This is a genomic window from Pedobacter ginsengisoli (genome assembly GCF_030244015.1).
Classification (GTDB): Bacteria; Bacteroidota; Bacteroidia; order Sphingobacteriales; family Sphingobacteriaceae; genus Pedobacter; species Pedobacter ginsengisoli.
Genome location: NZ_JASSYX010000002.1, coordinates 696,680 through 721,735, shown reverse-complemented (window position 1 = coordinate 721,735; position 25,056 = coordinate 696,680). Strand labels below are relative to the sequence as shown.

At 45.3% G+C, this 25,056-nt stretch carries 28 protein-coding genes; 17 read left to right on the top strand and 11 right to left on the bottom strand.

All coding sequences use genetic code 11. The annotated features are described in order from the left end of the window. Together QEP08_RS10235 and QEP08_RS10230 are read right to left on the bottom strand one after the other, a co-directional pair. On the bottom strand, window positions 1-948 hold the full coding sequence (locus QEP08_RS10235; protein ID WP_285057626.1) for an ABC transporter ATP-binding protein: 948 nt from the start codon (window positions 946-948) through the stop codon (window positions 1-3). A gap of 4 nt (window positions 949-952) precedes the next feature. Next, on the bottom strand, window positions 953-1,810 hold the full coding sequence (locus tag QEP08_RS10230) for a COG1470 family protein (RefSeq protein ID WP_285057625.1): 858 nt from the start codon (window positions 1,808-1,810) through the stop codon (window positions 953-955). A 398-nt stretch (window positions 1,811-2,208) separates the two neighbouring features. Between QEP08_RS10230 and QEP08_RS10225 the strand changes: the two genes are divergently transcribed. Continuing rightward, a complete protein-coding gene (locus QEP08_RS10225) occupies window positions 2,209-2,763 on the top strand; it encodes a DUF1003 domain-containing protein (protein WP_285057624.1) in 555 nt (184 codons plus the stop codon). A gap of 161 nt (window positions 2,764-2,924) precedes the next feature. On the opposite strand, the gene QEP08_RS10220 is transcribed toward QEP08_RS10225, so the two are convergent. The 3 genes from QEP08_RS10220 to QEP08_RS10210 all read right to left on the bottom strand — a co-directional run bounded on the left by QEP08_RS10220 (window position 2,925) and on the right by QEP08_RS10210 (window position 5,882). Further along, a complete protein-coding gene (locus QEP08_RS10220) occupies window positions 2,925-3,314 on the bottom strand; it encodes a hypothetical protein (RefSeq protein WP_285057623.1) in 390 nt (129 codons plus the stop codon). Window positions 3,315-3,430: 116 nt separating this feature from the next. Then, entirely contained in the window at window positions 3,431-4,453 is a 1,023-nt protein-coding gene (gene glk, locus QEP08_RS10215) for a glucokinase (RefSeq protein WP_285057622.1), read from the bottom strand. 4 nt (window positions 4,454-4,457) lie between these two features. Continuing rightward, window positions 4,458-5,882, bottom strand: a complete 1,425-nt coding sequence (locus QEP08_RS10210) for an MBL fold metallo-hydrolase RNA specificity domain-containing protein (RefSeq protein ID WP_285057621.1) — start codon at window positions 5,880-5,882, stop codon at window positions 4,458-4,460. A 155-nt stretch (window positions 5,883-6,037) separates the two neighbouring features. Here QEP08_RS10210 and QEP08_RS10205 point away from each other — a divergent pair, with 155 nt between their 5' ends. After that, entirely contained in the window at window positions 6,038-6,433 is a 396-nt protein-coding gene (locus QEP08_RS10205; RefSeq protein ID WP_285057620.1) for a hypothetical protein, read from the top strand. A gap of 31 nt (window positions 6,434-6,464) precedes the next feature. After that, window positions 6,465-7,442: a 1-phosphofructokinase gene (gene pfkB, locus QEP08_RS10200; RefSeq protein WP_285057619.1), complete on the top strand. Its 978-nt coding sequence runs from the start codon at window positions 6,465-6,467 to the stop codon at window positions 7,440-7,442. 31 nt (window positions 7,443-7,473) lie between these two features. On the opposite strand, the gene QEP08_RS10195 is transcribed toward pfkB, so the two are convergent. Continuing rightward, a complete protein-coding gene (locus QEP08_RS10195; RefSeq protein WP_285057618.1) occupies window positions 7,474-7,851 on the bottom strand; it encodes a patatin-like phospholipase family protein in 378 nt (125 codons plus the stop codon). Window positions 7,852-8,062: 211 nt separating this feature from the next. Here QEP08_RS10195 and QEP08_RS10190 point away from each other — a divergent pair, with 211 nt between their 5' ends. Beyond that, window positions 8,063-8,527 carry a pyridoxamine 5'-phosphate oxidase family protein gene (locus QEP08_RS10190; RefSeq protein WP_285057617.1) on the top strand — a complete coding sequence of 155 codons (465 nt, stop codon included), beginning with the start codon at window positions 8,063-8,065 and terminating at the stop codon, window positions 8,525-8,527. On the opposite strand, the gene QEP08_RS10185 is transcribed toward QEP08_RS10190, so the two are convergent. From QEP08_RS10185 to QEP08_RS10175, 3 genes are read right to left on the bottom strand one after another with little or no spacing between them, the layout of a single operon-like run. Further along, the gene (locus QEP08_RS10185; RefSeq protein WP_285057616.1) at window positions 8,524-11,007 is read right to left on the bottom strand and encodes a cation-translocating P-type ATPase; all 2,484 of its coding nucleotides are present in this window, start codon (window positions 11,005-11,007) and stop codon (window positions 8,524-8,526) included. The two genes, QEP08_RS10190 and QEP08_RS10185, sit on opposite strands and share 4 nt — an antisense overlap. Window positions 11,008-11,026: 19 nt before the next feature. Then, entirely contained in the window at window positions 11,027-12,427 is a 1,401-nt protein-coding gene (locus tag QEP08_RS10180) for a L,D-transpeptidase scaffold domain-containing protein (protein ID WP_285057615.1), read from the bottom strand. Further along, complete coding sequence (locus tag QEP08_RS10175) at window positions 12,424-13,419, bottom strand: 2-hydroxyacid dehydrogenase (RefSeq protein ID WP_285057614.1); 996 nt, start codon at window positions 13,417-13,419, stop codon at window positions 12,424-12,426. Before QEP08_RS10175 ends, QEP08_RS10180 begins: the two co-directional genes overlap by 4 nt. Window positions 13,420-13,657: 238 nt before the next feature. Here QEP08_RS10175 and QEP08_RS10170 point away from each other — a divergent pair, with 238 nt between their 5' ends. From QEP08_RS10170 to QEP08_RS10155, 4 genes are all read left to right on the top strand, one after another. Then, window positions 13,658-14,329, top strand: coding sequence for a BON domain-containing protein (locus QEP08_RS10170; RefSeq protein WP_285057613.1), 672 nt, complete (start codon window positions 13,658-13,660; stop codon window positions 14,327-14,329). A gap of 69 nt (window positions 14,330-14,398) precedes the next feature. Beyond that, window positions 14,399-14,587: a hypothetical protein gene (locus QEP08_RS10165; protein WP_285057612.1), complete on the top strand. Its 189-nt coding sequence runs from the start codon at window positions 14,399-14,401 to the stop codon at window positions 14,585-14,587. Window positions 14,588-14,598: 11 nt separating this feature from the next. After that, window positions 14,599-15,459, top strand: coding sequence for a universal stress protein (locus tag QEP08_RS10160; protein ID WP_285057611.1), 861 nt, complete (start codon window positions 14,599-14,601; stop codon window positions 15,457-15,459). A 1-nt stretch (window position 15,460) separates the two neighbouring features. After that, window positions 15,461-16,534: a class I fructose-bisphosphate aldolase gene (locus tag QEP08_RS10155; RefSeq protein ID WP_285057610.1), complete on the top strand. Its 1,074-nt coding sequence runs from the start codon at window positions 15,461-15,463 to the stop codon at window positions 16,532-16,534. Here the strand turns inward: QEP08_RS10155 and QEP08_RS10150 are convergent. Both QEP08_RS10150 and QEP08_RS10145 read right to left on the bottom strand, forming a co-directional pair. After that, window positions 16,531-17,169, bottom strand: a complete 639-nt coding sequence (locus QEP08_RS10150) for a DUF6266 family protein (RefSeq protein ID WP_285057609.1) — start codon at window positions 17,167-17,169, stop codon at window positions 16,531-16,533. The two genes, QEP08_RS10155 and QEP08_RS10150, sit on opposite strands and share 4 nt — an antisense overlap. Before the next feature lie 2 nt (window positions 17,170-17,171). Beyond that, the gene (locus tag QEP08_RS10145; protein WP_285057608.1) at window positions 17,172-17,840 is read right to left on the bottom strand and encodes a DUF6266 family protein; all 669 of its coding nucleotides are present in this window, start codon (window positions 17,838-17,840) and stop codon (window positions 17,172-17,174) included. Between the two features lie 397 nt (window positions 17,841-18,237). Between QEP08_RS10145 and QEP08_RS10140 the strand changes: the two genes are divergently transcribed. The 9 genes from QEP08_RS10140 to QEP08_RS10100 all read left to right on the top strand — a co-directional run bounded on the left by QEP08_RS10140 (window position 18,238) and on the right by QEP08_RS10100 (window position 25,041). Beyond that, entirely contained in the window at window positions 18,238-18,909 is a 672-nt protein-coding gene (locus QEP08_RS10140; RefSeq protein ID WP_285057607.1) for a response regulator transcription factor, read from the top strand. 2 nt (window positions 18,910-18,911) lie between these two features. After that, a complete protein-coding gene (locus tag QEP08_RS10135) occupies window positions 18,912-20,177 on the top strand; it encodes a sensor histidine kinase (protein WP_285057606.1) in 1,266 nt (421 codons plus the stop codon). A gap of 100 nt (window positions 20,178-20,277) precedes the next feature. Next, a complete protein-coding gene (locus tag QEP08_RS10130) occupies window positions 20,278-20,709 on the top strand; it encodes a thioredoxin family protein (protein WP_285057605.1) in 432 nt (143 codons plus the stop codon). Between the two features lie 7 nt (window positions 20,710-20,716). Beyond that, window positions 20,717-21,655 (top strand): FAD:protein FMN transferase, encoded by a 939-nt coding sequence (locus QEP08_RS10125; protein WP_285057604.1) that lies wholly within the window; start codon window positions 20,717-20,719, stop codon window positions 21,653-21,655. Further along, on the top strand, window positions 21,652-21,885 hold the full coding sequence (locus tag QEP08_RS10120; protein ID WP_349019030.1) for a DUF4266 domain-containing protein: 234 nt from the start codon (window positions 21,652-21,654) through the stop codon (window positions 21,883-21,885). Before QEP08_RS10125 ends, QEP08_RS10120 begins: the two co-directional genes overlap by 4 nt. Window positions 21,886-21,896: 11 nt before the next feature. Then, on the top strand, window positions 21,897-23,105 hold the full coding sequence (locus QEP08_RS10115) for a DUF3570 domain-containing protein (RefSeq protein ID WP_285057603.1): 1,209 nt from the start codon (window positions 21,897-21,899) through the stop codon (window positions 23,103-23,105). 1 nt (window position 23,106) lies between these two features. Then, on the top strand, window positions 23,107-23,877 hold the full coding sequence (locus QEP08_RS10110; protein WP_285057602.1) for a phosphatase PAP2 family protein: 771 nt from the start codon (window positions 23,107-23,109) through the stop codon (window positions 23,875-23,877). A 306-nt stretch (window positions 23,878-24,183) separates the two neighbouring features. Then, window positions 24,184-24,564, top strand: a complete 381-nt coding sequence (locus tag QEP08_RS10105; protein WP_285057601.1) for a hypothetical protein — start codon at window positions 24,184-24,186, stop codon at window positions 24,562-24,564. 21 nt (window positions 24,565-24,585) lie between these two features. After that, on the top strand, window positions 24,586-25,041 hold the full coding sequence (locus QEP08_RS10100; protein ID WP_285057600.1) for a DUF2231 domain-containing protein: 456 nt from the start codon (window positions 24,586-24,588) through the stop codon (window positions 25,039-25,041). The last annotated feature ends 15 nt before the right edge of the window (window positions 25,042-25,056 follow it).

Here is a 25,056-nt window from a genome sequence, read left to right as displayed (position 1 = left end):
TCAATTGATGTCCTCAAAATATTTTTGATAAATCTCATCCAGACCATAGTCTTTTTGATGTACGCCAAGGATGTCGTATCCCTTTTCGACAAAAAAACGGACCAGTGCTGGTGTGATGACCTGCCTACACTCAAATTCTATCGTTTTTTTATTTATTGTGATCTGCTTGACAGACCCCCACTGTTCCAGCTCCTGCTGCAGTGACCATGGTTGAGGAATCACATCCGCTAAGGTAAAAGATACGACATGTGCCTCATGGCTAAACAGGTTTCCGGACAAAGTATCGATATTGCCCTGTGCCAATAGTTTGCCCTTCACGAAGATTCCCACCCGGTCGCATACCTGCTGCACATGGTGTAAATGATGCGAGGAAAGCAGAACGGTCAACTCCTGCTCTTTACTTAAACGCTTTATAAGTGTCAGAAATTCCCGTACACCACTGGGATCAATCCCCAGAGTCGGTTCGTCCAGGATGATCACATCAGGCTGCTTAATTAATACATCAGCAAGGCCTAGCCGCTGTTTCATACCCCTGGAAAAAGTTGATGTTTTCTTATGCAAAGCGGAGGAAAGTCCGACGATCTCCATCGTCTCCGTGCCGCGTTTCAAAATCTCATTTTCATTCAGTCCGTTCAGCCTTGCAATGTATATCAGGTTTTCCAGTGCAGTCATGTTGTCATAAAAGCCTAAGGAGTCAGGCATATAGCCCACTTTTCTTTTCACAGAAATGGGGTTATTTGTTGCGTTGTGACCACAAACAAATGCAGAACCGCTTGTTGGATCGGTAAGTCCCAGCATCATTAGTATCGTGGTCGTTTTGCCTGCCCCGTTTGGCCCCAGCAGTCCAAAGATCTCTCCCTTATAGATGTCGAGGCTCAAATTATCGACAGCCTTTTGAGGGCCATAACATTTGGTCAGGCCTTTAAGTTGTATGATAGGATCCTTCATTTTTCTATCTTCTGCCGTACTTGCGGATGAGATAATACACTAGGGATATGGCCAGTAAGATAACCAATATGCCAATCCATCCAGAGAGCAATGAGGTTGTCACAACCATTCTGAAGGCAGCAGGAGAACTGCTGTTGCTGTTTGTTGCGGTAAAAGTAGCGGCATAGTCTCCCGCGATCGTCTTATCCGGTACTTTAAGTTTTGCAATTACAGCTATGCTCTTCCCTGGCTCCAGCTGCTTAATTTTTGAGGGCTCGAAAGTGGCTTCCCAATTGGCAGGCAGTTGCGAGGAGAGTTCAATATCGTTCAACGGAAGCGTGCCGGAATTCTTTACCTCCAAATTGATTTCCTTATGGCTGCCGGAGGTAAGCTCTTCGCTCAACTTCCCGGTTGGTGTAGTCAGTGTTATTCCATAGGATCCCTTTACTACAGCTTCCAGATTCAGGGATAGCGTATCGGTATTGGTTATTGCTTTTACAGGAATCTTGTATTTACCGGGTGTGGCAGTTGCTGCAGCGTTAACTTCGATAGATACATCCCGGCTGCCTCCGGGATCCATATTAAGTGAAGTAACCTGGCTGCCGTCAACCTTGTAGCTGATCATCCAGCCAATGGGCAAATTGGTTTTGAATTCGAACACGGCCGGTTTTCCAGACCCATTATGCAGGGTTGCATTGTAACGAAATGTTTCATTTGTGGCAGCCTCAATGTTGATCAGTTTTGCCGTAAAACCGGATTGTCCATCAATACTTGCAGCCGGGCTTTGGGCATATAATGCCAGACGGAGTGAAAAAAAGAAGAGAAAAAACAATAGAAATCTGAACTTTGAGGGAGGATTGGTAGGTGAGCATTTTGCTAACATGATCTAAACACTAGAATTTATAATAATAGCCTAAAAAAATGTCTGTTTAATAGTTTAATTTGACAGAACAAATCAAAAAAACAAAATAAAATTTTCAAATGGATTTAACATTTTTTAACAAAAAAATCATTCGCAATTCCATTTTTTTAACCCTTCCTGGTCATGACTTGTTTAGCCTGGACGGCTGCACTGACAAGAAAGCGAATACTTCATTACACTTTAAAAAGTAGATTAAAAGTCAACTTCTTTACCGAATTTCAAATAAAATCGTTTGTAAGCTCCTGATGATAGCTATCGTAGTTGCCATATGTTTAACTGACACCAATCATTGAAAGTAATGACCGTGATCATGTATAAGCCTCGGTTAAGCCAGGAACTTAGCGACAAAAACAACATTTATGAAAAAGAAACTAATCAAAGACCTCTCCTTAGCTGAAAACGAATTTCTTAGCAAGCTTCATAAAATCGTTGAGGAAACTATTAAAGAAGAAGATCTGGTATTAAATAACCTCCTGCATCCGGCTAAAGAACAGCTTACAAGCGGCCAGCAAATATCCGATAAAGTTGCTCGTTTTGGCGGGAGCTGGAAATTCATCATCTTCTTTACCATTTTACTATCCTTATGGATTATCTACAATGTGACTGCCATCAACTCCAGGGCTTTTGATCCCTACCCTTTTATATTAATGAACCTGATCCTGTCCTGCATAGCTGCGTTTCAGGCACCCATCATCATGATGAGTCAAAACCGCAAGGAGGAAAAAGACAGAATGAGAAGCGAAAACGATTATCTTATCAACCTTAAAGCTGAAATGGGAATTCGCAGTTTGCATCAGAAAATGGACTTATTACTTGGAGAGCAAATCAAAAAGTTATACGACCTGCAGGCAATTGAAATTGAGCTGCTCAATGACATCAAAGAGAAACATGCATTAAAATCAGAAAAGAGCTAAATACACAAACTAAGGCTATTTTCATGAATTGACAGATAGGTGCATTATGAAGGCAACTTCAGGTTTAAATCACTTGTGAATATCCAGCGGCAAAAAGCCGCGCATCTAGATACGGACGGGATACAAGAAAAGCAACCGTCGGCTGACTCGAATTTCTTCTATCAAAGGTAACCGCGCGAGCTGACACTCGCCTTTAACAGCTTATCGATGAATTTCTGCAGGCGACTACTCAGATCCTGTAGTTCAAGTTGAACCTTATCGCGTGTTTCTATTTGTGACCTGCGTGTATTTCTTCTCAGTCTGGGACGGGGATCCCTAAACTTCCGGAAATATTCTGCCATTTTCGCTTTTAAACCTGAGTGGCTTTGACGCAGGCGAAACAGGCCTTGAAAATCCTGTTCAGAGAGCATAAAACTAGCCGCAGAAAAGAGCTTATACAAGCGTTCCAGTTCCTCTTCAAGAGCGTTCATTGTCGTGATCCATAAGATATTGGCTGAAGCTGCCTGTTTAGCCCGAACCTTCGGATTTACCTTCCTTTCTATTGTTTGCATAACCAACTGATAAACTGTAAATATTCGGTTTTAGCTGTTCAATGCACATGACAGTCGGCATGAAAAAAGCTGATATACATCAATTGTCAGCTGCTTGCACACTGCCGATTGCAAGCTTACTTGCAGACACCATAATATGCTGCCCCAAGCAGCGCGGTCCTTTCATTTAAAATAATTCTTATCGGTATATCCCGAAGCAAGGTGCTCAAACGGCCGCAATTTCTGAAGTTCTCCAGAAAAACACCCGGATCAATTTTGTCTATTATTTTGGGGATGATCCCGCCGCCAATAAATATCCCGCCTGTAGCCTTCATTTTAAGCGCCAGGTTACTGGACTCTACAGCGAGATAACGCAAAAACAACACAAGGGTCTCCTGGCATATACTATACAAAGCTGCATGATCGGTGATGATTTTAGCCTTGTCACCTGAGCCAATTAGCTGCTGCAGCGGCGGCGGAATTTCTCTACCCGTTTGGGTTGAGAGGAAGTCAAATATCATCACAATGCCACTGCCGCTGATCACCCGTTCCCAGCTTACATGACCAAATTTATGACTAAGATGAAAAAAGAGCACCGTGTCCAAAGGTGTCCTGGGCGCAAAGTCACAATGCCCTCCCTCGGTTGCAAAGGGATGATAGCTTTCGCCGTCAAAATACAAACCTGATTCCCCAAGTCCTGTTCCAGGGGCAATCAGCGCAATATTTCCTGTCACCTCTGTTTCCGGTTCGTAAAGGCTGTACACCTCCTCGGGTGTCAATAACCCCAGGCCATAAGATGTTGCCTCCAGATCGTTGATCAAATGAACCGGCATATGGTTATTCGCGGCGGATATGTCTTTAACATTCATCCCCCAGGAAAGATTGGTAATGTGTACGCTGTCCCCTGTCACAGGGCCTGCAACTCCCAGGGATATCGCATCTAATTGTTCATCACCAGAAAGAAAAGAGGAAATCATCGTCTTTGCATCCTTAAAATCTTTTGTCTGCAGGCGCACCTCTTTCAAAACACGGAACTGGCTCCCCTTAAACTCAAAAACAGCTAGATTACTCTTCGTTCCTCCAATATCTCCGGCGAGCACCCGGCGAAAGATTCCATCACTGTTTGTATATCTGTTCGTTAAATTTAAAGGTATATACATAAGACTAATTATCTGACAGTGGGGTTGCCGGAATCGGCGATTCGTCTTCTATAGTAAATAGCACGACCTGCTGATTTTGTTTCATAATTTTAACAGGCAGATGACATTCATAAGAAATTTTGACCCTCAGGGCTTCCTGAGCTGATGGCTCTCCGTGAACCAGGAAAACTTGTTTTAATCCCTTATCGTATTTCTTTATCCAGCCAATCAGTTCTGACTGATCCGCATGCGCAGAAAGACCCAGCAATTCAACTGTTGTGGCCCGCACCGGGTAATATCTTCCGTGAATCTTTAACTCATGAGATTTATTCAGCAGAGCCCGCCCTCTTGTGCCTTCGGCCTGAAAACCAATAATCAGCACGGTATGTTTGGCATCTCCGACATAATGCTTCAAATACTCCAGCACGCGCCCTCCGGTTAACATCCCGCTGCCGGCGATAATTATTTTGCTTCGCTTGTCAGCAATGAAGCCTGATGTATTGCTGTACTCTCTGTTGACCCTGACATGCCGAAGCATTTCCAACCAGTCATTTTTACTGATGGTCGTATAATCATCAGCATAATGAACTATTATATCAGTAGCTGAAGCAGCCATCGGGCTGTCCATAATCACAGGCAGGTCCATAGGGATGCGGTGCTGCGCTTTTAAAAGGTTCAGCATATAGATGAGTTCCTGCGCCCTGCCTACAGCGAAACTAGGAATGATGATGTTGCCTCCTTTTTTTAGTGTATGGTTGATCCAGTATTCCAGTTCCTGGTAAGGATCCATATCACCGTGAAGACGGTCACCATAGGTTGATTCCATAACCACATAATCTGCCTGACTATAGAAATCCGGAGGCGGCAGAATAGCACTGTGATTGCGACCGATATCTCCGGAAAACACAATCTTCCTTCCATAGCAGGTGATCTCAACAGAACTGGCCCCAATGATATGCCCACTTAGCTGAAAACGAAATTCTACATCCTCGTTCAACTTTATCTGTGTTTTCTCAGGGCAAACAACGAAGAATTTAAAAGCTTTTCTGGCGTCCATTTCTGTATATAGTGGTTTGGCCGGGTGATGCCTCGAATAATGATGCTGATTGGCATTCTCTGCATCTTCCTCCTGCAGCTTGGCACTGTCGAGCAGGATCAGTTCTGTCAGTGCGGCGGTTGGGGCAGTCATGTATATTTTACCTTTAAATCCGTTTTTTATCAACACGGGAATATAACCGCAATGATCCAGATGGGCATGGGTCAGGATGACTGCATCAATTTCCCAGGCATTGATCGTTAATGGGTTCCAGTTTTGCAGCCTCAGTTCTTTTATACCCTGAAACAGCCCGCAATCGACCAGCAAGTTAAATTCAGGGGTCTGCAGTAAATGTTTGGATCCGGTAACAGTTTCAGCGGCTCCAAGTGATTTTAATATAACGCCATTCATCATTCTACAATTAAGTTCCTAAAGATGTGAGTTTAGCTATGGCATAACAATGAGCACAGGCACGCTTTTAAGTGACCAGCATCAACTTCACAGACGCCCTGAATCATCTTCTAGCCGATCAATATTGAAGAACTTTGGAAAAACAACATTAACAAAGATTGAAAAAGTTCCTAAAATCGATTTTAATATTCTTACTGCTGCTAAATGGGATCAGCGCAGTAATGGGCGGCTGGTCATTGGTACTCCATCCTGATGGTTCCGTTCTCGGACTTTCTGCCAGCCTACTTGCGAATTCGCCCTTCGGCGATTACCGCATTCCCGGCATTGTGCTTTTTTGCCTGATCGGCATCCTTAGCTTACTGACAGCGGCATTTATTCGCATCGGACATAAGAAATCCTCCTGGCTACTGCTTAGTGAGGGAATGATATTAATAAGCTGGCTACTGGTTCAACTCATCTTTGTTCCACCGGTTTATTTCCTGCACATCCCAATTGCACTGATGGCATCGTTCTTTATTTACGAAGGGTTTTACCTCATCAAAATTAAATCATAATACACGATTATCGTTATAGAAAAATAGGCATATGAAAAAAATTATAACTGTAACGTTTAACCCGGCAATAGACAAAAGCACGACAGTTGCGGAACTGATTCCGGAAAAGAAACTAAGCTGCACCACTCCTGTTTACCAGCCTGGGGGAGGCGGCATCAATGTAGCACGGGCCGCCTCCAGACTCGGCGGTCATGTCACGGCCGCTTACCTGGCGGGTGGTTATACGGGAAATTACTTCAATGAGCTACTGGAAAAAGAAAGGATTAAATGTTTAGTTACCCAAACCAACGCTCAGACCAGAGAGAATATGGTGGTTTTTGAAACCAAATCGGGCCAGCAGTACCGTTTTGGAATGCCGGGGCCTGAAATCCGCACCTCAGAGTGGCAGCAATGTCTGGCCTCTATAACCGCGATACCAGAAATGGACTATCTCGTGGTAAGTGGAAGCCTTCCAAAAGGAATTCCGGTAAACATTTTTGAGGAACTGGCAAAAATGGCGAAACATAGAAGAGCGAAGTTGGTTGTGGACACCTCTGGAGAAGCGCTGCGCATGGCCGTTGCAGCAGGTGTTTACTTAATCAAGCCGAACTTAAGGGAACTTAGCGCACTGACCGGGAAAGAACTTTCATCGGAAGAGGAAATTGTCGCTGCTGCACAAGCCCTGGTGAAATCTGGTAACTGCCAGGCGGTAGTCGTTTCTCTTGGTGCCCGGGGAGCCATATTGGTCACGGCCGACCAAATCTTGAAGCTCAGTCCACCAACCGTAAACGTGAAAAGCACCGTTGGCGCAGGTGACAGCATGGTTGCGGGCATCGTTACATTGCTGGCAAAGGGCGAAGACATTGCAGAGGCTTTCAGATACGGAATCGCCAGCGGCACTGCCGCTACACTTAGTCCGGGCACGGAACTCTGTCACCTGACTGATGTAGAGGAATTATATAAACAGCTGCAGAGACAGCCTGACTTTTTTCCATTCTTATCATATTTTAAGACCAACAAGCTGGAGTAATGCCTCCTTTGTTTCATTTGAAAAAAGTGAATCAACACAGGCGCTGAAGAAACTGAATAAGTTTGTAACCGAGCTCTATAAAAGCCTGGGACTTGCAGTTGCGGAGCGGCATTGCGTGGCTAAAAACGGAACTTATGCAGACCGTGAGATCATGGGCTATGCCAGCAAGCATCATTATGATTTCATTTGCATCAGCAGGAGCGGCCAGGCTGGAATGGGACTGTTGCTTAATCATTTCTAATATTTCCATCGGGGATTTCCCCGCAGCGTACAATGCGCCGATCAATGCACCGGCACTTACTCCGGAAATCATCGCCGGACGAATGCCTAATTCTTCCAGCGCCTGTAATCCACCAAGATGGGCGATGCCCCTGGCACCTCCACCCGAAAATACAACCCCTATGCGCATTTAAAAAACCTTCTTTTTCATATCATTGGTAATTGCTGATACCTGGAACTCCCTCACACTTTTTATATCCCTCAAAGATAGGAATATTGATTAAGCACAATAGCACCCCGTATCTCATGTGATCAGGATCACGACAAAAACAGACCACTGTCAATTTCTTATAACCGATTCCGGGTAACTTTATGCTTTATTTAAATAAAATCAAAGTCATATGTTAGGTGTACTTACTGAAACCCAAATTGATGAACTTGTTACCCGTCAGGTAACAGGGCGCCTGGGCTGTGTTGCTGATGGCAAAGCGTACATCGTCCCCATCAACTATTTTTATAAAAATTCCACAATTTATGCACACTCGGCTCCGGGCAAGAAGATTGAAATGATGCGCAAAAATCCGGAAGTATGTTTCCAGGTAGACGACATCACCAGCATATTATTCCGCTGGCAAAGTGCCATACTATGGGGTACTTACGAAGAAATTACAGATCCGGAGAAAAAGCACCAGGCCATGCAGGGGATTACCCATAGGCTTATGCCGCTGGCCACCACGCCAACAGGCCACCCTTCCCATGGAATCACCTCAAACGAAAGTGATCTGAGAACTAAAATAGAGCTGATCGTTTATCAGATCAAAATTTCAGAAAAAACCGGAAAGTTTGAATTCAGCGACGGGGTTTAAACCCTTCGCTGCCGCCATTTCACCAGCTCGTACCAGAGAACGGACAATATGCCTGTACCCCCGCTGATTAACAAAACAGACAGCTCAAGCGGTGCAAATCCAAAAAAATGGCTTAACGGCGCAATATACAGCGACCCCATCAGCAGCAGAATGGTGATGGAGATGATCAGCGTCACAAGGTCGTTCTTATAACCCAGCGTTGTGATCACAGAATAATAAAAGGAGCGATTGACCAGGGTCAGGGCTACATTTGCAAAAATAAGGGCTGTAAAAACCATAGACCTTGTAGCAGCCAGATCGGCATGCCTGCTTACAGCATACTGGTAAAGCAATAGCACACAGGATGAGATGACCAGACCCTGGATGATGCTGACTGAAAGCTCCCGGAGGCTGAAAAACGTCGAACTGAAAGGTCTGGGTTTTTGCAGCATTGTATTTTGTTCCATAGGTTCATTTTCATAGATCAGTGAACAGGTCGGACCCATTACCAGCTCCAGGAAGATGATATGTACGGGAGAAAATAAATTTGGATAGACCCAGCCCAGTACCAGCGGAATAAAAACAGTTAAGATAATAGGAATATGTATAGAAATGATATAGCGGATGGCCTTCTTCAAATTCCCATAGATTCGTCTTCCGAGCGCAATCGCTTTCACCATTCCCTGCAGATCATCCTTCAGTAAAATTAGTGTTGCAGCTTCTTTTGCGATCTCAGTTCCTTTCTTTCCCATGGCGATGCCGATATGTGCCGCTTTAAGCGCTGGTGCATCATTCACACCGTCGCCAGTCATCGCTACTACTTCACCTCTGGATTTCAGCGCATTTACCACCCTCAGTTTTGCCTCCGGAAACATCCTGGTATATAAATGCAGTTCAGAGACACTATTGTAGAGCTCGGTATCCGTAAGCTGCATAAGCGCTTCTCCTCCAATTGACTGTTCTGTGCCTTTGAAACCGATCTGCTCTGCTATCGCAGCTGAAGTCAAAGAATTATCGCCTGTGATGATCTTCACGTCTATTCCGGCATTATAAAATGATGCCAGTACCCGCTGAATATTATCTTTCGGCGGATCGTAGAAGGAAATCAATCCCTTAAATGTAAAAGGGATCTCCTGCTGCATAGCTGGAAATGCAATCAGCTTATCTGAAGCTTCAGCCACTCCCAGCACGCGGTAACCATGTGTGCTCATGCTTTCGATAACCTGCAAAACCTGTTGATTGCCGGAAATTCCACACACCGCCAAAATCGCTTCCGGAGCACCTTTACAGGCGATCACCTGATGACCGGCCTTATCAGCAAAAATATGCGTCATCATCGGGGGCTTTCCAGATAAAGGATACTCGTGGATCATCCGGAATTCTGCGCGCCTGTCTTTCGCAGTTACATTTGAATATTCCTCGTGAATGGCTTTTTCCATTGGATCAAACGGGATCGGTTCGCTCGCCCACATGGCGGTTTCGATCAGCGCAATATCAGCCGCCGAGGACAACGCACCAGGATCAGTTAAGACCGCCGATTCCCACGACCAGACACTGGCCAGACTCATTTTGTTTTGCGTAATCGTGCCTGTTTTGTCCACACAGATCACCGTTGCACTGCCCAGCGCCTCGACAGTCTTAATGTTCTTCACCAAAACACCCATCTTCATAAGTTTCCAGGCACCCAGCGCCATAAAAGTAGTGAATGCGACCGGTATTTCTTCGGGCAGTACGCTCATGGCCATGGTCAGCGCCTTGAGCAAACTATCCTTTAAATTAGTGGAATGCAGGTAATTGAGTGTCCAGACAAAAAGAAAAACAATGCTTCCGGCAATGGCCATCTTTGTCACAAAGCTGTTGATTTGTATTTCAAGTGGCGTTTTTTCGATCTCAATGCCCGTTATACTTGTCCCGATCGCATTGAGCCGTGTGCTTTGACCTGTAGCTGTAACCTCTATTATGGCGAGTCCTGTTGTGACCGATGTTCCCTGATAAACCAGCTGATCCGCGCTATCCTGCGATTTTAATACCGGCAAGGATTCGCCTGTTAAAACAGACTCATTCACAGAAAAATCATTAGCATGCAGTATAGTTCCATCTGCCGGAACCAGACTGCCCTCTTCCACTACGATCGCATCTCCCGGTACCAATTCACCGGTATCCAGATCCGTGAGCATTCCGTCCCTGATCACCCTGCACTTGGGAGCCGTGAAAACCTTCAGGCCATCAAGCGCATTTCGGCTCCTGGCATCCTGAAAAATAGAGATTGCACCCACAACAATTACCGAAATACCCAGGAATAAACCATCCTGCCATTGACCGCTGCTCAGGTAAAACCCCGAAGCGAGTAACAGCAGCAAAACCATGGGTTCTTTTACCAGGCCCGCTAAGGTATGGACCCATGCAGGAAAGGCCAATTTTGCTGTCTTCTCTGTTTGGACATTCTTTTTGATCTCTAAAACTTCCGCTGTACTCAAGCCTTTGATTCCGTGCAGTTCCACTATCCCCTGGATTGATAAATTAGTTCAAAGCCAGCTGGTCTGGAATATTGTACAGTTTATTTTCCAGAAGTTTATCCAGACGGTAAATATCCTTATACCGTACCAGTTCCCCATCTTTCATTGCGCAGGTAATGTAAGTGATTTTGATCGGAACAGGTTTTTTAAGCACAAAGTTGCTTCTTAAATACCGGTCCACATTTCTGCGCATCAGCGGGATCTGAGCTGAGGCACCGTCGTACCGCAACAGCAATGCAGCAAGTTCCGCAGCTTTCTGAACACGGATACAACCATGACTCAGCGACCGGACTTCCCTGTTAAACAGTTTCTGATCAGGGCTGTCGTGCAGGTAAATGTCAAAGCTGTTTGGAAAACGGAAAACCACCGCACCCAGGGCATTGTCACAGCCAGAAGATTGCCTCAGGGAATAGCCGGACGGGTTTTTACTGATTGCTTTTAATTTCACGCTGTTGATCTCTACAGGGCTGCCACTTTTATCATACACCATATAATTGTGATCCTGAAAATAGCTCGTTTGCTGCAGCGCTTTAGGCAATAGTTCCCGTATGAATATTTTCTGCGGCACTTTCCAGTCCGGAGCCGTGGTAAAATAACCAATCGCACTATTCAGTGACGGCGTTGGATTTGCCGGCTTGCCGACAATCACTTTAAAATCATAAACAGAATCAGATTCATGCAGCTTGAGCGCATAGGATGGAATATTGATGTGCAAATAGGGCGCGTCACCTAAATTTGCCCAGCGCAAGCGCTCCATATTAATAGCGGCAAGCCGCACATCAGCTTCAGGAGTTTCATAACAATCGCCCACGTACTGTCCTTTAACCAGGCGCATGTACTCCTGCAACTCCTGGTATTCCTTATTTTTTGGCTGTACATCTGCAACCGCAGTCATCAAATCTCTCTCCAACAGGACTTCCCTTAATTTATTTTCTGCCTGAAAAGGGACCTCCCTGCCGCGATCAATTGTTTCAGGAATATAACCGGGATTAAATTTACCATAATGGAGGTGGTTCATGAAGGTGATCATCGCATCAGTCAGCACGATGTCGAACCTTGCTTTAACATCAGGACCCAGCTTATCTGGTTCCTCCATCATGATGTGCAGGCTGTCATAAGATAACTCATAAGGGTGATAATCGGCATGGGCCAGGCCGAACTGCAGTACGCAATCCAGCATGAGCATTGCCTGCCAGGTCTGACCCATCCCATCCTGCAACTTAATCCAGGCTGGCTGAAATCCATTCTTCATGTAGAACCGTTTTACAGAAAGCGGAAAATACAGTCCGGTTTCTTTGGCATCAACGGCCAGCTGAGCCGACAACTGAGCAGAAATCCGGGAATCCTGGCCATTAACCTGTAATCCAGCCAGCAGAAACGCAAAAATATAAATGAAAGTTCTCATAACACCTGATTTAACGGTTTAACTTTAAGTCGACTGAGTTGGTGCTCCCCCTCATCCAGACGCTGAATAGTTTTGGCTGCAATATCAACGAGTGCCTCAATGGTGAGAAAAGCCTGGTGCGGGGTGATCAGCACATTGGGATGATCCATTAGCCTGGTCAACAGATCGTCTCTGACCTGATCAGTCTCATGGTCCTCAAAAAACAATCCCTTTTCAAACTCATAAACATCCGCGCCATAGTATCCGATTTTCCCTGAATCGAGTCCGGTCAAAATATCCGCAGTACTGACCAGAGCTCCCCTTGCGGTGTTGATGAGCATTACTCCGTCTTTCATGCCATTGATGCTTTCGCTATTGATCATATGAAAGGTTGCATCGTTCAATGGTGCATGCAGGGATATGATGTCACTCTTTTTCAGCAGTTCAGCCAAATCCACACCTTTGATCTCCGGATCTCCCGCAGCCGGATCTGTATCATAACCAATTACTTTACATCCAAAACCATGAAAGATCTTACCGGCTACTTTCCCGATGTTGCCCAGACCGATAATGCCAACCGTCTTACCATGAAGGTTAAAGCCGGTAAGCCGGTTCAGGCTGAAGTCATAAACTTTACAATTCCGGCTGGCCTCGATCAAATGGCGGCTCAGCGCAAGCGAGAGTGCCACGGCGTGCTCAGCCACAGCATAAGGAGAATATTCAGAAACGTTCTTTACCTCAATCTGGTGTCTGGAAGCCGCCTGGTAATCGATGTGGTCTGTTCCGGCAGATCTGGTCAGGATGTATTTGATTCCAACGGCAGCAAGTTTAGCGATGACAGAACAAGAAACTTCATCATTGACAAATACAATAACGGCCTGATGTCCCGCAGCGTTGCGGGTCGTTTCATCACTAAGCGGTGCGGTATGCCAGGTCAGTTCATGCTTGCCAGCATTGGCCTTCATTAATATATCCTTCTCGTTTCTCCTGGCGCTGTATACGATTGCTTTCATCGTGATATAATTAAATTAAACAACACCCAAAGCTACAGTCAAAACCCCCGCAAGATAGTGACAATGATCATATTAGCACATGACAGTCGTCAATATGGCAGGTAGAAATGCCAAGGGATTAAAACAAACTGATGAAGATCATGAGTCCGGGTAATTACCCTCATATGAAAATCCCTGAGACAGCAAGAAATTAGCCTTTGAAAAAATCAACCAATTATTAATTTAAATTTTAAGGATTATGAAAACTGATGTTCAAATTCAAAAAGACGTAATGGACGAACTCAAATGGGAACCTGGATTAAAGACCTCCGAAATTGGTGTAACTGCCAAAGATGGCGTCGTTACGTTATCCGGACAGGTAGATACCTACCTTAAAAAGCTAAGCGCAGAACGTGCCGCTAAACGTGTTTCGGGCGTAAAGGCTGTCGCAGAAGACATTCAGGTTGGCTCCTCTCCTTTATACGCCAGGACCGACAGCGAAATTGCAGCTGCAGCACTAACTGCTTTGAAATGGAACTCCGCCGTTCAGGAAGAAAAGATCAAGATCAAAGTGGAAGACGGCATTGTCAAACTCGAAGGGGAAGTAGAGTGGGACTACCAGCGTACACAAGCCAAAAGATCAATCGAATCACTCACCGGGGTTAGAATGGTCATTAACCTCATCAGCCTGAAACCCAGGGTTTCGGCCGATGGCATTGAGGAAAAAATCGGCGCCGCTTTTCAGCGCCACGCCAGTATTGACGCCAAAGCCATTGATGTAAGCGTATCAGGCAGTAAAGTGATCCTGCGCGGAAAAGTGAGGTCCTTTACAGAAAGAGATGACGCCGCTGACGCTGCATGGGCGGCTCCGGGAGTGACTTCGGTGGAAAATCACCTGAGTATCGAAATCCCAGAACTGGCCTACAATTAGCAATTAATTCAAAAAGGAACCGCTTTAAGTGTAGCTAAGGCGGTTTCTTCAATGACAAAATCTCATCACATGAAAACCCAAACAACAATAACCGGAACACAGATACACTCGGCGATCTATGGGTTCGGCGTCATTGGTGCGCTGATCTATTTCATTCAGCATGCCCAGACCCTCTGGACAGGTATCCTTGGAATCATTGAAGCCATCTTCTGGCCGGCAGTACTGGTGTACAAATTATTTGAATACCTCCACATCTAATTGTTTTCCTCATGAAAAATATCCTTCTGTTGACCGATTTTTCCGCAACCGCAGAAAACGCGGTCATTTATGGCTACCGGCTTGCCAGACAATTGAAAGCCAATGTCCTGCTCTGTAATGTGATGAACATTCCAGCCGAGATCCCGCAGTTTGAAGTACCTGTGCTTCCTTTATCGGGATATGACCATATGGTCTCAGAAAGTAAAAATGACCTGGATCAAACCAGAAAAAAACTGGAGGGACTGGACAATGATCAGAATTTTCATTCGTTCATTACCTGTATCGAAGAAGTCGGAAGAGTAGTAGACACTGTATTTAAACTCGTTCAGCAGTACCAGCCCGGCATAGTGATTGTCGGCATTCATAGCAATAAAGGACTGGTAGAATGGTTTTTAGGCAATCATGTATCTGAGCTTATTGATATCGCAAAAGTCCCTGTTCTGGTAGTTCCGGCAGAGTCTACATACCATAACATCTCTAAGATAGCCCTTGCGTCGGATAGCCGCGACATCGATTTAGACACACTGGAGCTCGTATCCGCATTTGCCGAAAAACTGAACGCGGAACTGTTTCTTTTCCGTGTTGCTGACCAGCGCAGGCCTAACCCTGATCACACCCTGGAACAGCACCTGACCGCCAGAATCAAAAAGCTTACTGATCAGCTCAGAGTTTCAGTTAAGACCGCGATAAAAGGACCGGTAGAAAAACAGTTAAAATTACTTTGCGAAGCTGAACGAATTGACCTGCTTGTCATGACACATAGAAAACGAAGCCTTATGGAGGATATCCTCTCTGCAAGTCATAGCCGGAAAATGGCCGGTAAAACCAATATTCCTTTATTGATCATTCCCGAAAAAAATAACTCCCTTTAATATGGACCACAATCAGCTCATCTCCCTGCTTGGCGATCAGCAGCAATCGCTGCTTAGTTATCAATGCGAGGCCATCCCTAAATCACAGCTGAACCTGCCCGGACGGGATTTCATAGAGCGGGTTTTGCTCAACTCCTCCAGAAGCACTAAAACCATATGCAGTTTAACGACACTATTCAATTCAGGCAGGCTCAGCGGAACCGGCTACCTGTCCATTCTTCCGGTAGACCAGGGCATAGAACATTCAGCGGGAGCATCATTTTGTCCAAACCCCATCTATTTCGATCCTGAAAACATCATCAGGCTGGCCCTGGAAGCCGGCTGCAATGCGGTAGTAAGTTCAACAGCCATTCTCTCAGCTTTATCCAGGAGATATGCACATCACATTCCCTTCATCGCTAAACTAAACCACAATGAGCTGCTGAGCTTTCCCAATAAATATGACCAGGTTATTTTCAGTTCAGTGAGAAATGCCTGGAATGCGGGCGCCTGCGGAATTGGTGCAACGGTGTATTTTGGTTCAGCCGAATCTTCCAGGCAAATTGAAGTCATTGCCAGCGCCTTTGAACACGCCCATGAACTGGGTATGTTCACAATATTGTGGTGTTATTTGAGAAACGATCACTTTATTCAGAATGGAAAAAATTACCATACGGCCGCTGATCTGACTGGTCAGGCCAATTATCTGGGTGCGAATATGCACGCTGACGTCATCAAACAAAAATTACCGGACATCAACGGAGGGTATCCCGCATTAAATGCACAAGGACAAAACTATGGTAAGTTTGACCAACGGATGTACAGTTCGCTTACTTCGCCGCATCCGATAGACCTTTGCAGGTATCAGGTCATGAACTGTTTTGCGGGGCGCGTGGGCCTGATCAACTCAGGGGGGCCTTCGCTTGGCAGCTCTGACCTCAGCGTGGCAGTAAAGACTGCAGTCATCAACAAGCGTGCCGGCGGCACTGGCATCATTGCCGGAAGAAAGGCATTCCAGAGGCCCTACAGGGAAGGAATTGAATTGTTAAATGCAATTCAGCAGGTCTACATGGATGAACAGATCCAAATTGCTTAAACCACCGTAACCTCACCAACATACAGACTATCGCCCTGCATCTTCCCATCGGCAGAGGCAAAGCTCATGTAGCAATGCAGGGCATCACCCGGGTAGTCTGCCGGCATTTCCACCTCAAAACTTTGCGCGTACCTGTTCACTGCCCCAGGCCGGATCATCACCTTTTCCTTTACCGGATTGTATACCAGGAAACTGGCCTGATCGGTATACTGGCAATAAGCCGACTGGTTTTGCGGCAGCCAGCTAAAAACTATCTTTCCCCCGTCCGATGCCACCTGCGCCCCTTCCGGCCTAACCATATGTCCCCTGCTGTACATTAGCTTCGGATAATTGAGCCGGTATTCGCTGCCTTCTTTTACAAAGGCATGGTCATAATTATAAGCGAAGGCCGCATTCACCGGGCTGTTGTTTTTCACAAAGGCCTTAAAGCCGGTGTTCACCAGCCGGTCAATCGCACTCAAAAAACTGTTCAGCAGGCCAAATAGATGCTGTGTCTCCAGCTGCTTCGCAGTGGCCGGTTTATTGCTTTTCCGGGGAAGCCCGGTCATCAGGTCCTGTCCCCGGTGACGGCGGCCAACCACCGCCCCTACTTTATTGCGAAAGGGGCCCAATATCCCCGATTTTTGTATGCCCATGATCAGGAATTTATTTGTAAGATTTCCGGAGATTCTGCATTAAAACTCCCCGTATAAGTGCTGTCTGCCAGCTGCTTTCTGTTGGCGCCAATAAAGGACAGGTAGGTTTCCATGTATTCCCCCTGCAGGCTTGGCGATATTTCCAGTACATCGCCTCCGGATAACCTGCTGTTGCCGAAAAGCGTAAAGAAAACTTTTTCCTGTTTTGGAAACCAGGCCAGCATCATCACCTGATCGGTAGCTTCCGGCCAGGGCATCCCCGGGTCGGTATCCCAGCTGTACTGCAGCCCGACCGGGATTGGCGTCACCGACCAGTTCTGCGCGGGCTTTAGCGGCCCCTTGCTCACCAGGAGCTGGTCGTAGGCAATTTCCAGGTCAGGATAGCTGCCTTTGATGATGTTCTTCTTGTTGTATTTAACCGCCTGGTTAAAAGCATTGTCCCTGGCCCTTATCGCCTGAATGCCAAAGCCCGTATTGATAAAATCCAGTAAACGGCGCAGCAGCCCGCTGCACAATTTGGTTTCCATCCGGTATTTTAGCTGCAGCTCGGTAGGCGGTTTGGTGGTCACGCCAATTTCACGCGATACGTTCTTACCGTTCAGCATGTAATAAACAACATTGCCCAATTTACCCCTGTGATTACCGCCAGGGCCGTTTTCTGTAACCGCCATAATTCATTTCCGTTTATAAAAACAAAAGCCTGCGCTACAGGCCCGTTACTGAAGAGAACACTTAAATTGCAGCATTGTTTTGAATAATTTTGATATGATGATTATTTAATATAAGATAAAATCAATAATTGAAATACTATTGGAATACCCTTGGAATAGGGTTGGGATACCCTATTGGGTAATTTAAGGGTATTCCAAGGGTAATCTAACAGTAACTCAAGGGTAAGTTAATTCAGGTGTTTATATGTATTTTATCAGTTAATATCTAGTCTTTATTAATAACTACTTGTTAAGGCACTCAATATTATGGTCAGATGACAAAAAAATCCGACACATCTGTTGACTGACTTTCAATTAACTTCAAAGAGTCTTCAGATTTTAATTGGATATTTACGGGATGAAGTTGCTGATCATAGAAGACGAAGAAAGTCTGAGAAGAAGTATTCTGCAGTATCTGACTGCTGAGGGAAACGTCTGTGACATCGCGGTTACTTTCGACAATGCGATTGAAAAGATCAGCATATATGATTATGATTGTATTCTTTTGGATCTGGGTTTACCGGACGGAGAAGGTTTAGAATTACTCAGAAGACTAAAAAAACTAAAAAAGCAGGATGGCGTACTGATCATCTCAGCGAGGGATTCGATAGCACACCGGGTTGAAGGATTGAGCCTCGGGGCAGACGATTACCTGGTCAAACCTTTTCATCTTTCAGAACTTAATGCGAGAATTACAGCCATTGTCCGAAGGAGAAATTTTCAGGGAAATGACCAGCTGATATTCAATGAGATTGAAATTGATGTCATCTCAAAGGAAGTAAAAGTGAATAACAAGCAGACTTATCTGACAAAAAAGGAGTTTGATATTCTTTTATATTTTGTGACCAATAAGTCTAAAGTAATTTCAAAATCTGCTGCCGCGGTACACATTTGGGGTGAAGACGCGGATATGGCAGACAGTTTTGATTTCATCTACACGCACATTAAAAACATCCGGAAGAAATTAACAGATGCTGGGTGTAAAGACTACTTTCACTCCATATATGGCGTTGGCTATAAATTTCAATAAAAATGAAGTTACTTACCGGTTATAACAGGATCTTATTATTTGTGAGCACTATCGGGCTGATTTGCATCGGCTTTCTTTTTTACCGTACCCTGAGCTTTTACCTCAACAAACAAATAGACAACCACCTGGTAGAGGAGTTAATGGAGGTCAGAGATTTTACGCATAGCCGGAATATTACCCCCGCGCCAGATTTGTTTGATGACCTGGTAATAGAATACAAGAAAGTCAAACATGCAGATACGGTTAAAAAATTTGCCGACACCCTATTTTTTAATCCAAAGAAACGCATCCGGGAGGCAGCGAGGTACCTTAGGACCGGAGTAAGCTTTAGGGGTTCAAATTACCAGGTATTAATTTTAACTTCTAAAGTGGAACGGGAAGAGCAGATCAAAAGCATTTTGCTGGTCATCATTTCTCCAGTCTTACTATTATTGCTCGCACTGTTGCTGGTCAACCGGTTTATGACCAGAAAATTGTGGCGTCCGTTCAGGCAGATACTGGACAATCTCAAAACCTTCAACTTAAACCACGACAAGCCATTTGAGGTAATTGACACTCCTGTCCAGGAATTTCGTGAACTGAACCAGGCGATTCTGGACATTTCACTCCGTATCCGGTCGGATTTCCGGGAGGTCCGGCTTTTTACAGAAAATGCGTCGCATGAAATGATGACCCCGCTTGCGGTGATCAATTCAAAACTGGACACCATGCTGCAGTCAGACCGGCTTGGAAAGGAAGAAAGTGAAACACTGGCTGACCTCTATAAGGCTACCTCCAGGTTAACAAAACTCAACCAGAGTTTACTTCTGTTGGTAAAAATAGACAATGACCTCATTCGTGATACAGAAAATGTTGATGTTTCTGCACTGGTGGTCGAACGGGTGAGTTATTTTCAGGAGCTGATCCAAAACAGGAACTTAAGCCTGATCACCACCCTTAACCCTGTACATCTGGAAACAAACAGGCAATTGTTTGAAATATTGGTCAATAACCTGCTGAGCAATTCGATCAGGCACAATTACGAAAACGGGAATATAGAGATTCAGCTGTCGCAGACGGGTATTGTCTTTAAAAATACGGGAATTGCCAAAGCTCTGGATGCAAATAAGATATTCAACCGTTTTTATAAGGACAGTAACTCTGAGGGTACGGGCCTGGGGTTGTCGATCCTTAAGCAGATCTGTAACCGGCAGCATTTTGGATTCAGTTATGTGTATGCAGGTGACCGGCATTGTTTTGAGATCATTTTCAAAAGTGCATTACCATGAGGGCTTTTAGCTGTTAACCAATTTTAACATTCAACTTCATATTGTCTCCAGATTTGAGCCGGATATTGCCTGCGGTTTAGGGGTCTTATTTTTAAATATCATGAAACTACTGCTGGTCTCATTTCTCTTTTTACTCACACCTCCAATGACATGGATGGGCAATTTTGACGATGCTTTAAAACAGGCGGCAGAATCTCATAAGCAGATCCTGATCAACTTTTCGGGCTCTGACTGGTGCGGCCCATGTATCCGGCTAAGAAAGGAAATTTTGGAAACCGCCGCTTTTGGGGACTACGCCGGAAGGCATCTGGTACTGGTACGGGCAGATTTCCCGAGGCAGAAGAAAAACAGGCTTTCCGCAGAACAGACCAGGCTCAACGAAGCGCTGGCAGAACGTTACAATCCCGACGGAAAATTTCCCTTCACTGTTCTGACCAGTGAAAACGGTAAAGTGATCAGGACCTGGGAAGGATTTCCGGACGAAAGTCCTGAAGAATTTGTTCAGGAACTCGCAAAGTCTGCGGTAAAATAATCAGATCATGACCAGCGCGGCATCTTACAGAGAGATTGTAAAGCTGATGGGAAACCGTTTTGAGTTTACGGCAGTCAGTGAGGATAAAGTTACTGCTGAGCTGGCCATTGCGGAAGCTGTTGCTGAGGTCAGAAGGATTGAAGAACTGCTGAGTACATTTAAGGAACACAGCCAGGTCAATGAGATCAACCGCTTTGCCGGGATCAGGCCGGTGAAAGTTGATCAGGAAGTCATTGGATTGGTTCTGCGGTCGCTTAAAATCTCATCCATTACCCAGGGTGCATTTGATATCACTTACGGTTCAATCGACAAAAGCCTGTGGAACTTTGATGTGAACATGAAGGCTTTGCCTGATCAGGCGCTTGCATTAAAGGCAGTGGAACTGATCAACTATGAAAATGTTGTGGTCAGCGTGGAGAATGGCACGATAATGCTAAAGAAAAAAGGGATGCGGATCGGGTTTGGGGGAATTGGAAAAGGCTATGCTGCGGACCTGGCAAAGCAGGTCATGACCAACAGGGGGATACAAAGTGGAATCGTAAATGCAGCCGGGGATCTCGTGACCTGGGGTACGCAGCCCGGCGGAAAGCCCTGGACGATCGGAATTGCAGATCCTGATCAGCAGCATCAGGCTTTCTCTTCACTGAGCATCAGCAACATGGCAATAGCAACTTCCGGAAACTATGAAAAATATGCGGTAATTGACGGTAAAAAATATTCGCATACCATTGATCCTAAAACTGGCCTTCCGGTTACGGGTGTCAAAAGCGTCAGCATTTTGTGTCCAAGCGCTGAACTTGCAGATGCGCTGGCCACACCGGTCATTGTTATGGGGGTAAAGGTCGGGCTGGACCTGATCAACCAATTGAATAATGTAGCTTGTGTGATCGTGGATGATCACAACCAGATCTATACTTCTAAAAATATTAACATAAAATACCAATGATGAAATTTTTAAATAAAGTGTTGTTGTTGCCGCTGTGTGTTTTGGTCCAGATTGCCTCGCTCGCTTCCTGTACGGCCGTTAAACCCTATCAAAAAAGCAAGCTGAATGATGCGGAGATGAGCCTTTCTTCGAGGAAGGTGCAAAAGTTTGAGCAGAGTTTTCAACTCTACAGAGAAGGTGCCTCCGGGGCCAATGGGGGTAAAAGCGGCGGGGGATGCGGCTGTAATTAATCTGATATCACATGAGAAAGATCTATCTGCATGTCATCATGCTTTTCCTGGGTATATTAGGCGCTCAGGGACAAATAAAATCAAAACCTGATCTGGACGGCAGCGGCAATTACCAGAGCCGTAAACTTAAGATCGATGAGATCAACCTGGTCTCAGCTTATTATGGCCAGACCGGCAACAATTCTGCCGTGACCGGAGGTATCGGCACGGAAAAACTGACCGACTTCGCCAATACGATTGACATTCAAATGTCTAAATTCAACAGAATGGGCAAAAAAAATACTTTCCTGTTCGAATTGGGGATTGACCATTACTCTTCTGCATCTTCTGACAAGATAGATCCAAGCACCATCTCTTCTGCTTCAAGTGCAGATACAAGAATCTATCCTTCGTTAAACTGGACGCATTCCAATGAATCTACCGGCAACTCTTTTGGATTTACCGGATCCTATTCAGGTGAATATGACTACCAGTCCATTGGTGCCGGATTCAATCTGACCCGCTTATCAGCAGACAAGAATACCCAGTTTGATTTTAAGCTTCAGGCATTTTTAGATACCTGGACAGTTATATTGCCTGTCGAACTCCGCAGCGGAGGTGACCGTGAATTGAAAAGTGAGGGGACGAGCCCACGGAATTCATTCAGTTCCTCGTTTTCAATTTCACAGGCCATCAATCAGAAACTTCAGGCAGTCATCGTGGTTGAACCGTCGTTCCAAAAGGGATTGCTGGCCACAAAATACCAGCGGGATTATTTCACAGACGGCTCTTTACTCGCCGAAACATTGCCTGATCAACGGTACAAGCTGCCTGTTTCGGCACGGCTGAATTACTTCGCTACCGATCATATCCTGCTCAGGTCGTTCTACCGTTATTATATGGACAACTGGGGAATCAGGGCACATACCGCAGAACTGGAGGTCCCTGTAAAACTGAATTCTTTCATTTCCATCAGTCCTTTTTACCGGTATAACAAGCAGACAGGGACACGCTATTTTGCAGGGTACGGGCAGCATACTCCAGGTACTACCTATTTTACCAGTGACTACGACCTGTCGAGCTTAAGCAGTGATTTTTACGGTGCAGGAATCAGGCTGGCCCCGCCAGGAGGGGTATTTGGGTGGCGCCGGATCAGCATGCTGGAGCTACGTTATGGTCATTACAGCAGATCGACCGGTCTGGCCTCCAACATCATTTCGTTAAACCTGAAAGTAAAATAGCATGGAACATCCGAGGTGGTTTAACCGGTTTTTTCGGGTGGCCTTAGCTGCTTCGCTGATGTGGCCACCGGTGTTTTGTAATGCCCAGGTGGCTGATACGCTGCCGCAAAAGACTTATTGTCCCAAAGTTGCTTCTTTTGTGCTTCCGGCCGCCTTAATTGGTTACGGCTTGTTCTCTCTGGCGGGGAAAAACCCGGTCAGGAGCCTGGATCTTACAACCAAAAATGAACTCCAGGAGGATCATCCGCTGTTTGCTGCTCACGCAGACAATTATCTCCAATTTGCGCCGGCCGCCATTGCGTTTGGTTTGCAGGCAGCAGGGGTCAGAGGTGAACATGAGATAGGTGATGCCGCTGCAATCTATATTATGTCTATCTCAATGATGACGGGGTCGGTAACAGCACTTAAGGACATCACCAAACGGGAAAGGCCTGATCATTCGGTTTTCAATTCGTTCCCCTCGGGGCACACCGCGACCGTGTTTGCTTCAGCAGAATTCCTGAAGCAGGAATATGGTCACCGTTATCCCTGGCTGGGTTATTCAGGATACTTTGTAGCAACGGCAACCGGCGCCTTAAGGATGTACAACAACCGGCATTGGTTTAGTGATGTGGTGGCTGGTGCCGGATTTGGAATCTTATCTACCAAATTCGCCTATCTGCTGTATCCACAGGTACGAAAACTCATGTCCGGAAGGAATAAGTCTGCTTTGAACTTACTGCCGGCGTATCAAAATGGAAAGGCCGGATTTTATTTGAGCGGCAGTTTTTAGTGACCAGGCCAAATGCAGCTGCTATATCCATATTTCCAGCGCATGTATGTTGAATCGGACATGTACCATAACAAGTTATTGTCTATATATCAGGAATCGTTATCACTTTAACATCAAAGTTAGACGATGAGAGTTTTCATTTTATAAGCTGGCTGATCTAACAATATGATCTTCGTCAGATCGCGGCTCTTTTTGAGGAGAAATCAGAAAAACCGATAGGCGGCAGATACTGGTTCCTGTGCAATATCAAAAATAACCGTGATCTGCATCAGCTATTGCTGAACTGGCTTTACTTAAACTTGTGTCATGAAAAAGATAAACATTAAACACGTTCAGAATCTGCATAACGAAGCGTTGCGCGGACTTCAGTTTTACAAGGAAGAAATGAACATCCTCCAGGGTAGACTGGAAGAGATCACAAAAGACAATACCCATATCGAGGTAATGAAGAATGTAGAACATTTCCAGAACCAGCTCATTATTCAGCGGAACAATATGGATGAACTGCGCCATACTATAAATGAGCATCTCAGGCTGATCACGCACCAATTAGAAAAGACCAGTTATTTCGTATCCGAAAATGCCGATGAAGCGCAGACCAAACTCTATGAACGATATCTTTCTTTGGAACAAAGTATTAATGAGCTTCGGCATGAATTTAACCGTTTTGCCGCAAAATGGATGTAAAACACATTAAAAAGAATCGTCATGGACTTAACACACCTTCACTTAATCATTACCCATTTACCAATCTTTGGTATCTTTTTGGGCATACTTTTACTCATTTATGGGCTTTATATAAATAGTTCTCAAACATTATTCGCTTCTTATTTAGTATTTTCAGTTGCGTGTTTAGGCGGATTAATCGCCTACGTGACCGGAGAGTCTGCAGAGGAAACAGTGGAACACATTCGGGGAATATCAAAAAGCCTGGTCGAATCTCACGAAGAGTCTGCTGAAGTATCTGTTATCGGATTTGGAATTTTATGGGTAGTTTCCTTTCTCGCCTTGTTTTTTAAGAACAAATTAGTGGCTTTTAATAGAAAAATAGCCGTTGTCATATTGGTTTTATCCGTCATTTGTTTTGCTTTGGCTGCCAGGACCGGTTACCTCGGCGGGCAAATCCGCCACACCGAAGTAGGCAGTCCAAATTTGGTACCCTAGTGGAATCTAATGTGC

What these genes read in the sequence shown, in the direction of transcription:
- QEP08_RS10225 (WP_285057624.1), top strand. Translation starts at nt 2,209, where the DNA reads ATGAAAAAGAAACTAATCAAAGACCTCTCCTTAGCTGAAAACGAATTT.
- QEP08_RS10180 (WP_285057615.1), bottom strand. Translation starts at nt 12,427, where the DNA reads ATGAGAACTTTCATTTATATTTTTGCGTTTCTGCTGGCTGGATTACAG.
- QEP08_RS10195 (WP_285057618.1), bottom strand. Translation starts at nt 7,851, where the DNA reads ATGCGCATAGGGGTTGTATTTTCGGGTGGAGGTGCCAGGGGCATCGCC.
- pfkB (WP_285057619.1), top strand. Translation starts at nt 6,465, where the DNA reads ATGAAAAAAATTATAACTGTAACGTTTAACCCGGCAATAGACAAAAGC.
- QEP08_RS10140 (WP_285057607.1), top strand. Translation starts at nt 18,238, where the DNA reads ATGAAGTTGCTGATCATAGAAGACGAAGAAAGTCTGAGAAGAAGTATT.
- QEP08_RS10100 (WP_285057600.1), top strand. Translation starts at nt 24,586, where the DNA reads ATGGACTTAACACACCTTCACTTAATCATTACCCATTTACCAATCTTT.
- QEP08_RS10170 (WP_285057613.1), top strand. Translation starts at nt 13,658, where the DNA reads ATGAAAACTGATGTTCAAATTCAAAAAGACGTAATGGACGAACTCAAA.
- QEP08_RS10165 (WP_285057612.1), top strand. Translation starts at nt 14,399, where the DNA reads ATGAAAACCCAAACAACAATAACCGGAACACAGATACACTCGGCGATC.
- QEP08_RS10155 (WP_285057610.1), top strand. Translation starts at nt 15,461, where the DNA reads ATGGACCACAATCAGCTCATCTCCCTGCTTGGCGATCAGCAGCAATCG.
- QEP08_RS10135 (WP_285057606.1), top strand. Translation starts at nt 18,912, where the DNA reads ATGAAGTTACTTACCGGTTATAACAGGATCTTATTATTTGTGAGCACT.
- QEP08_RS10145 (WP_285057608.1), bottom strand. Translation starts at nt 17,840, where the DNA reads ATGGCGGTTACAGAAAACGGCCCTGGCGGTAATCACAGGGGTAAATTG.
- QEP08_RS10125 (WP_285057604.1), top strand. Translation starts at nt 20,717, where the DNA reads ATGACCAGCGCGGCATCTTACAGAGAGATTGTAAAGCTGATGGGAAAC.
- QEP08_RS10230 (WP_285057625.1), bottom strand. Translation starts at nt 1,810, where the DNA reads ATGTTAGCAAAATGCTCACCTACCAATCCTCCCTCAAAGTTCAGATTT.
- QEP08_RS10210 (WP_285057621.1), bottom strand. Translation starts at nt 5,882, where the DNA reads ATGATGAATGGCGTTATATTAAAATCACTTGGAGCCGCTGAAACTGTT.
- QEP08_RS10130 (WP_285057605.1), top strand. Translation starts at nt 20,278, where the DNA reads ATGAAACTACTGCTGGTCTCATTTCTCTTTTTACTCACACCTCCAATG.
- QEP08_RS10160 (WP_285057611.1), top strand. Translation starts at nt 14,599, where the DNA reads ATGAAAAATATCCTTCTGTTGACCGATTTTTCCGCAACCGCAGAAAAC.
- QEP08_RS10150 (WP_285057609.1), bottom strand. Translation starts at nt 17,169, where the DNA reads ATGGGCATACAAAAATCGGGGATATTGGGCCCCTTTCGCAATAAAGTA.
- glk (WP_285057622.1), bottom strand. Translation starts at nt 4,453, where the DNA reads ATGTATATACCTTTAAATTTAACGAACAGATATACAAACAGTGATGGA.
- QEP08_RS10235 (WP_285057626.1), bottom strand. Translation starts at nt 948, where the DNA reads ATGAAGGATCCTATCATACAACTTAAAGGCCTGACCAAATGTTATGGC.
- QEP08_RS10120 (WP_349019030.1), top strand. Translation starts at nt 21,652, where the DNA reads ATGATGAAATTTTTAAATAAAGTGTTGTTGTTGCCGCTGTGTGTTTTG.
- QEP08_RS10110 (WP_285057602.1), top strand. Translation starts at nt 23,107, where the DNA reads ATGGAACATCCGAGGTGGTTTAACCGGTTTTTTCGGGTGGCCTTAGCT.
- QEP08_RS10105 (WP_285057601.1), top strand. Translation starts at nt 24,184, where the DNA reads ATGAAAAAGATAAACATTAAACACGTTCAGAATCTGCATAACGAAGCG.
- QEP08_RS10220 (WP_285057623.1), bottom strand. Translation starts at nt 3,314, where the DNA reads ATGCAAACAATAGAAAGGAAGGTAAATCCGAAGGTTCGGGCTAAACAG.
- QEP08_RS10175 (WP_285057614.1), bottom strand. Translation starts at nt 13,419, where the DNA reads ATGAAAGCAATCGTATACAGCGCCAGGAGAAACGAGAAGGATATATTA.
- QEP08_RS10190 (WP_285057617.1), top strand. Translation starts at nt 8,063, where the DNA reads ATGTTAGGTGTACTTACTGAAACCCAAATTGATGAACTTGTTACCCGT.
- QEP08_RS10115 (WP_285057603.1), top strand. Translation starts at nt 21,897, where the DNA reads ATGAGAAAGATCTATCTGCATGTCATCATGCTTTTCCTGGGTATATTA.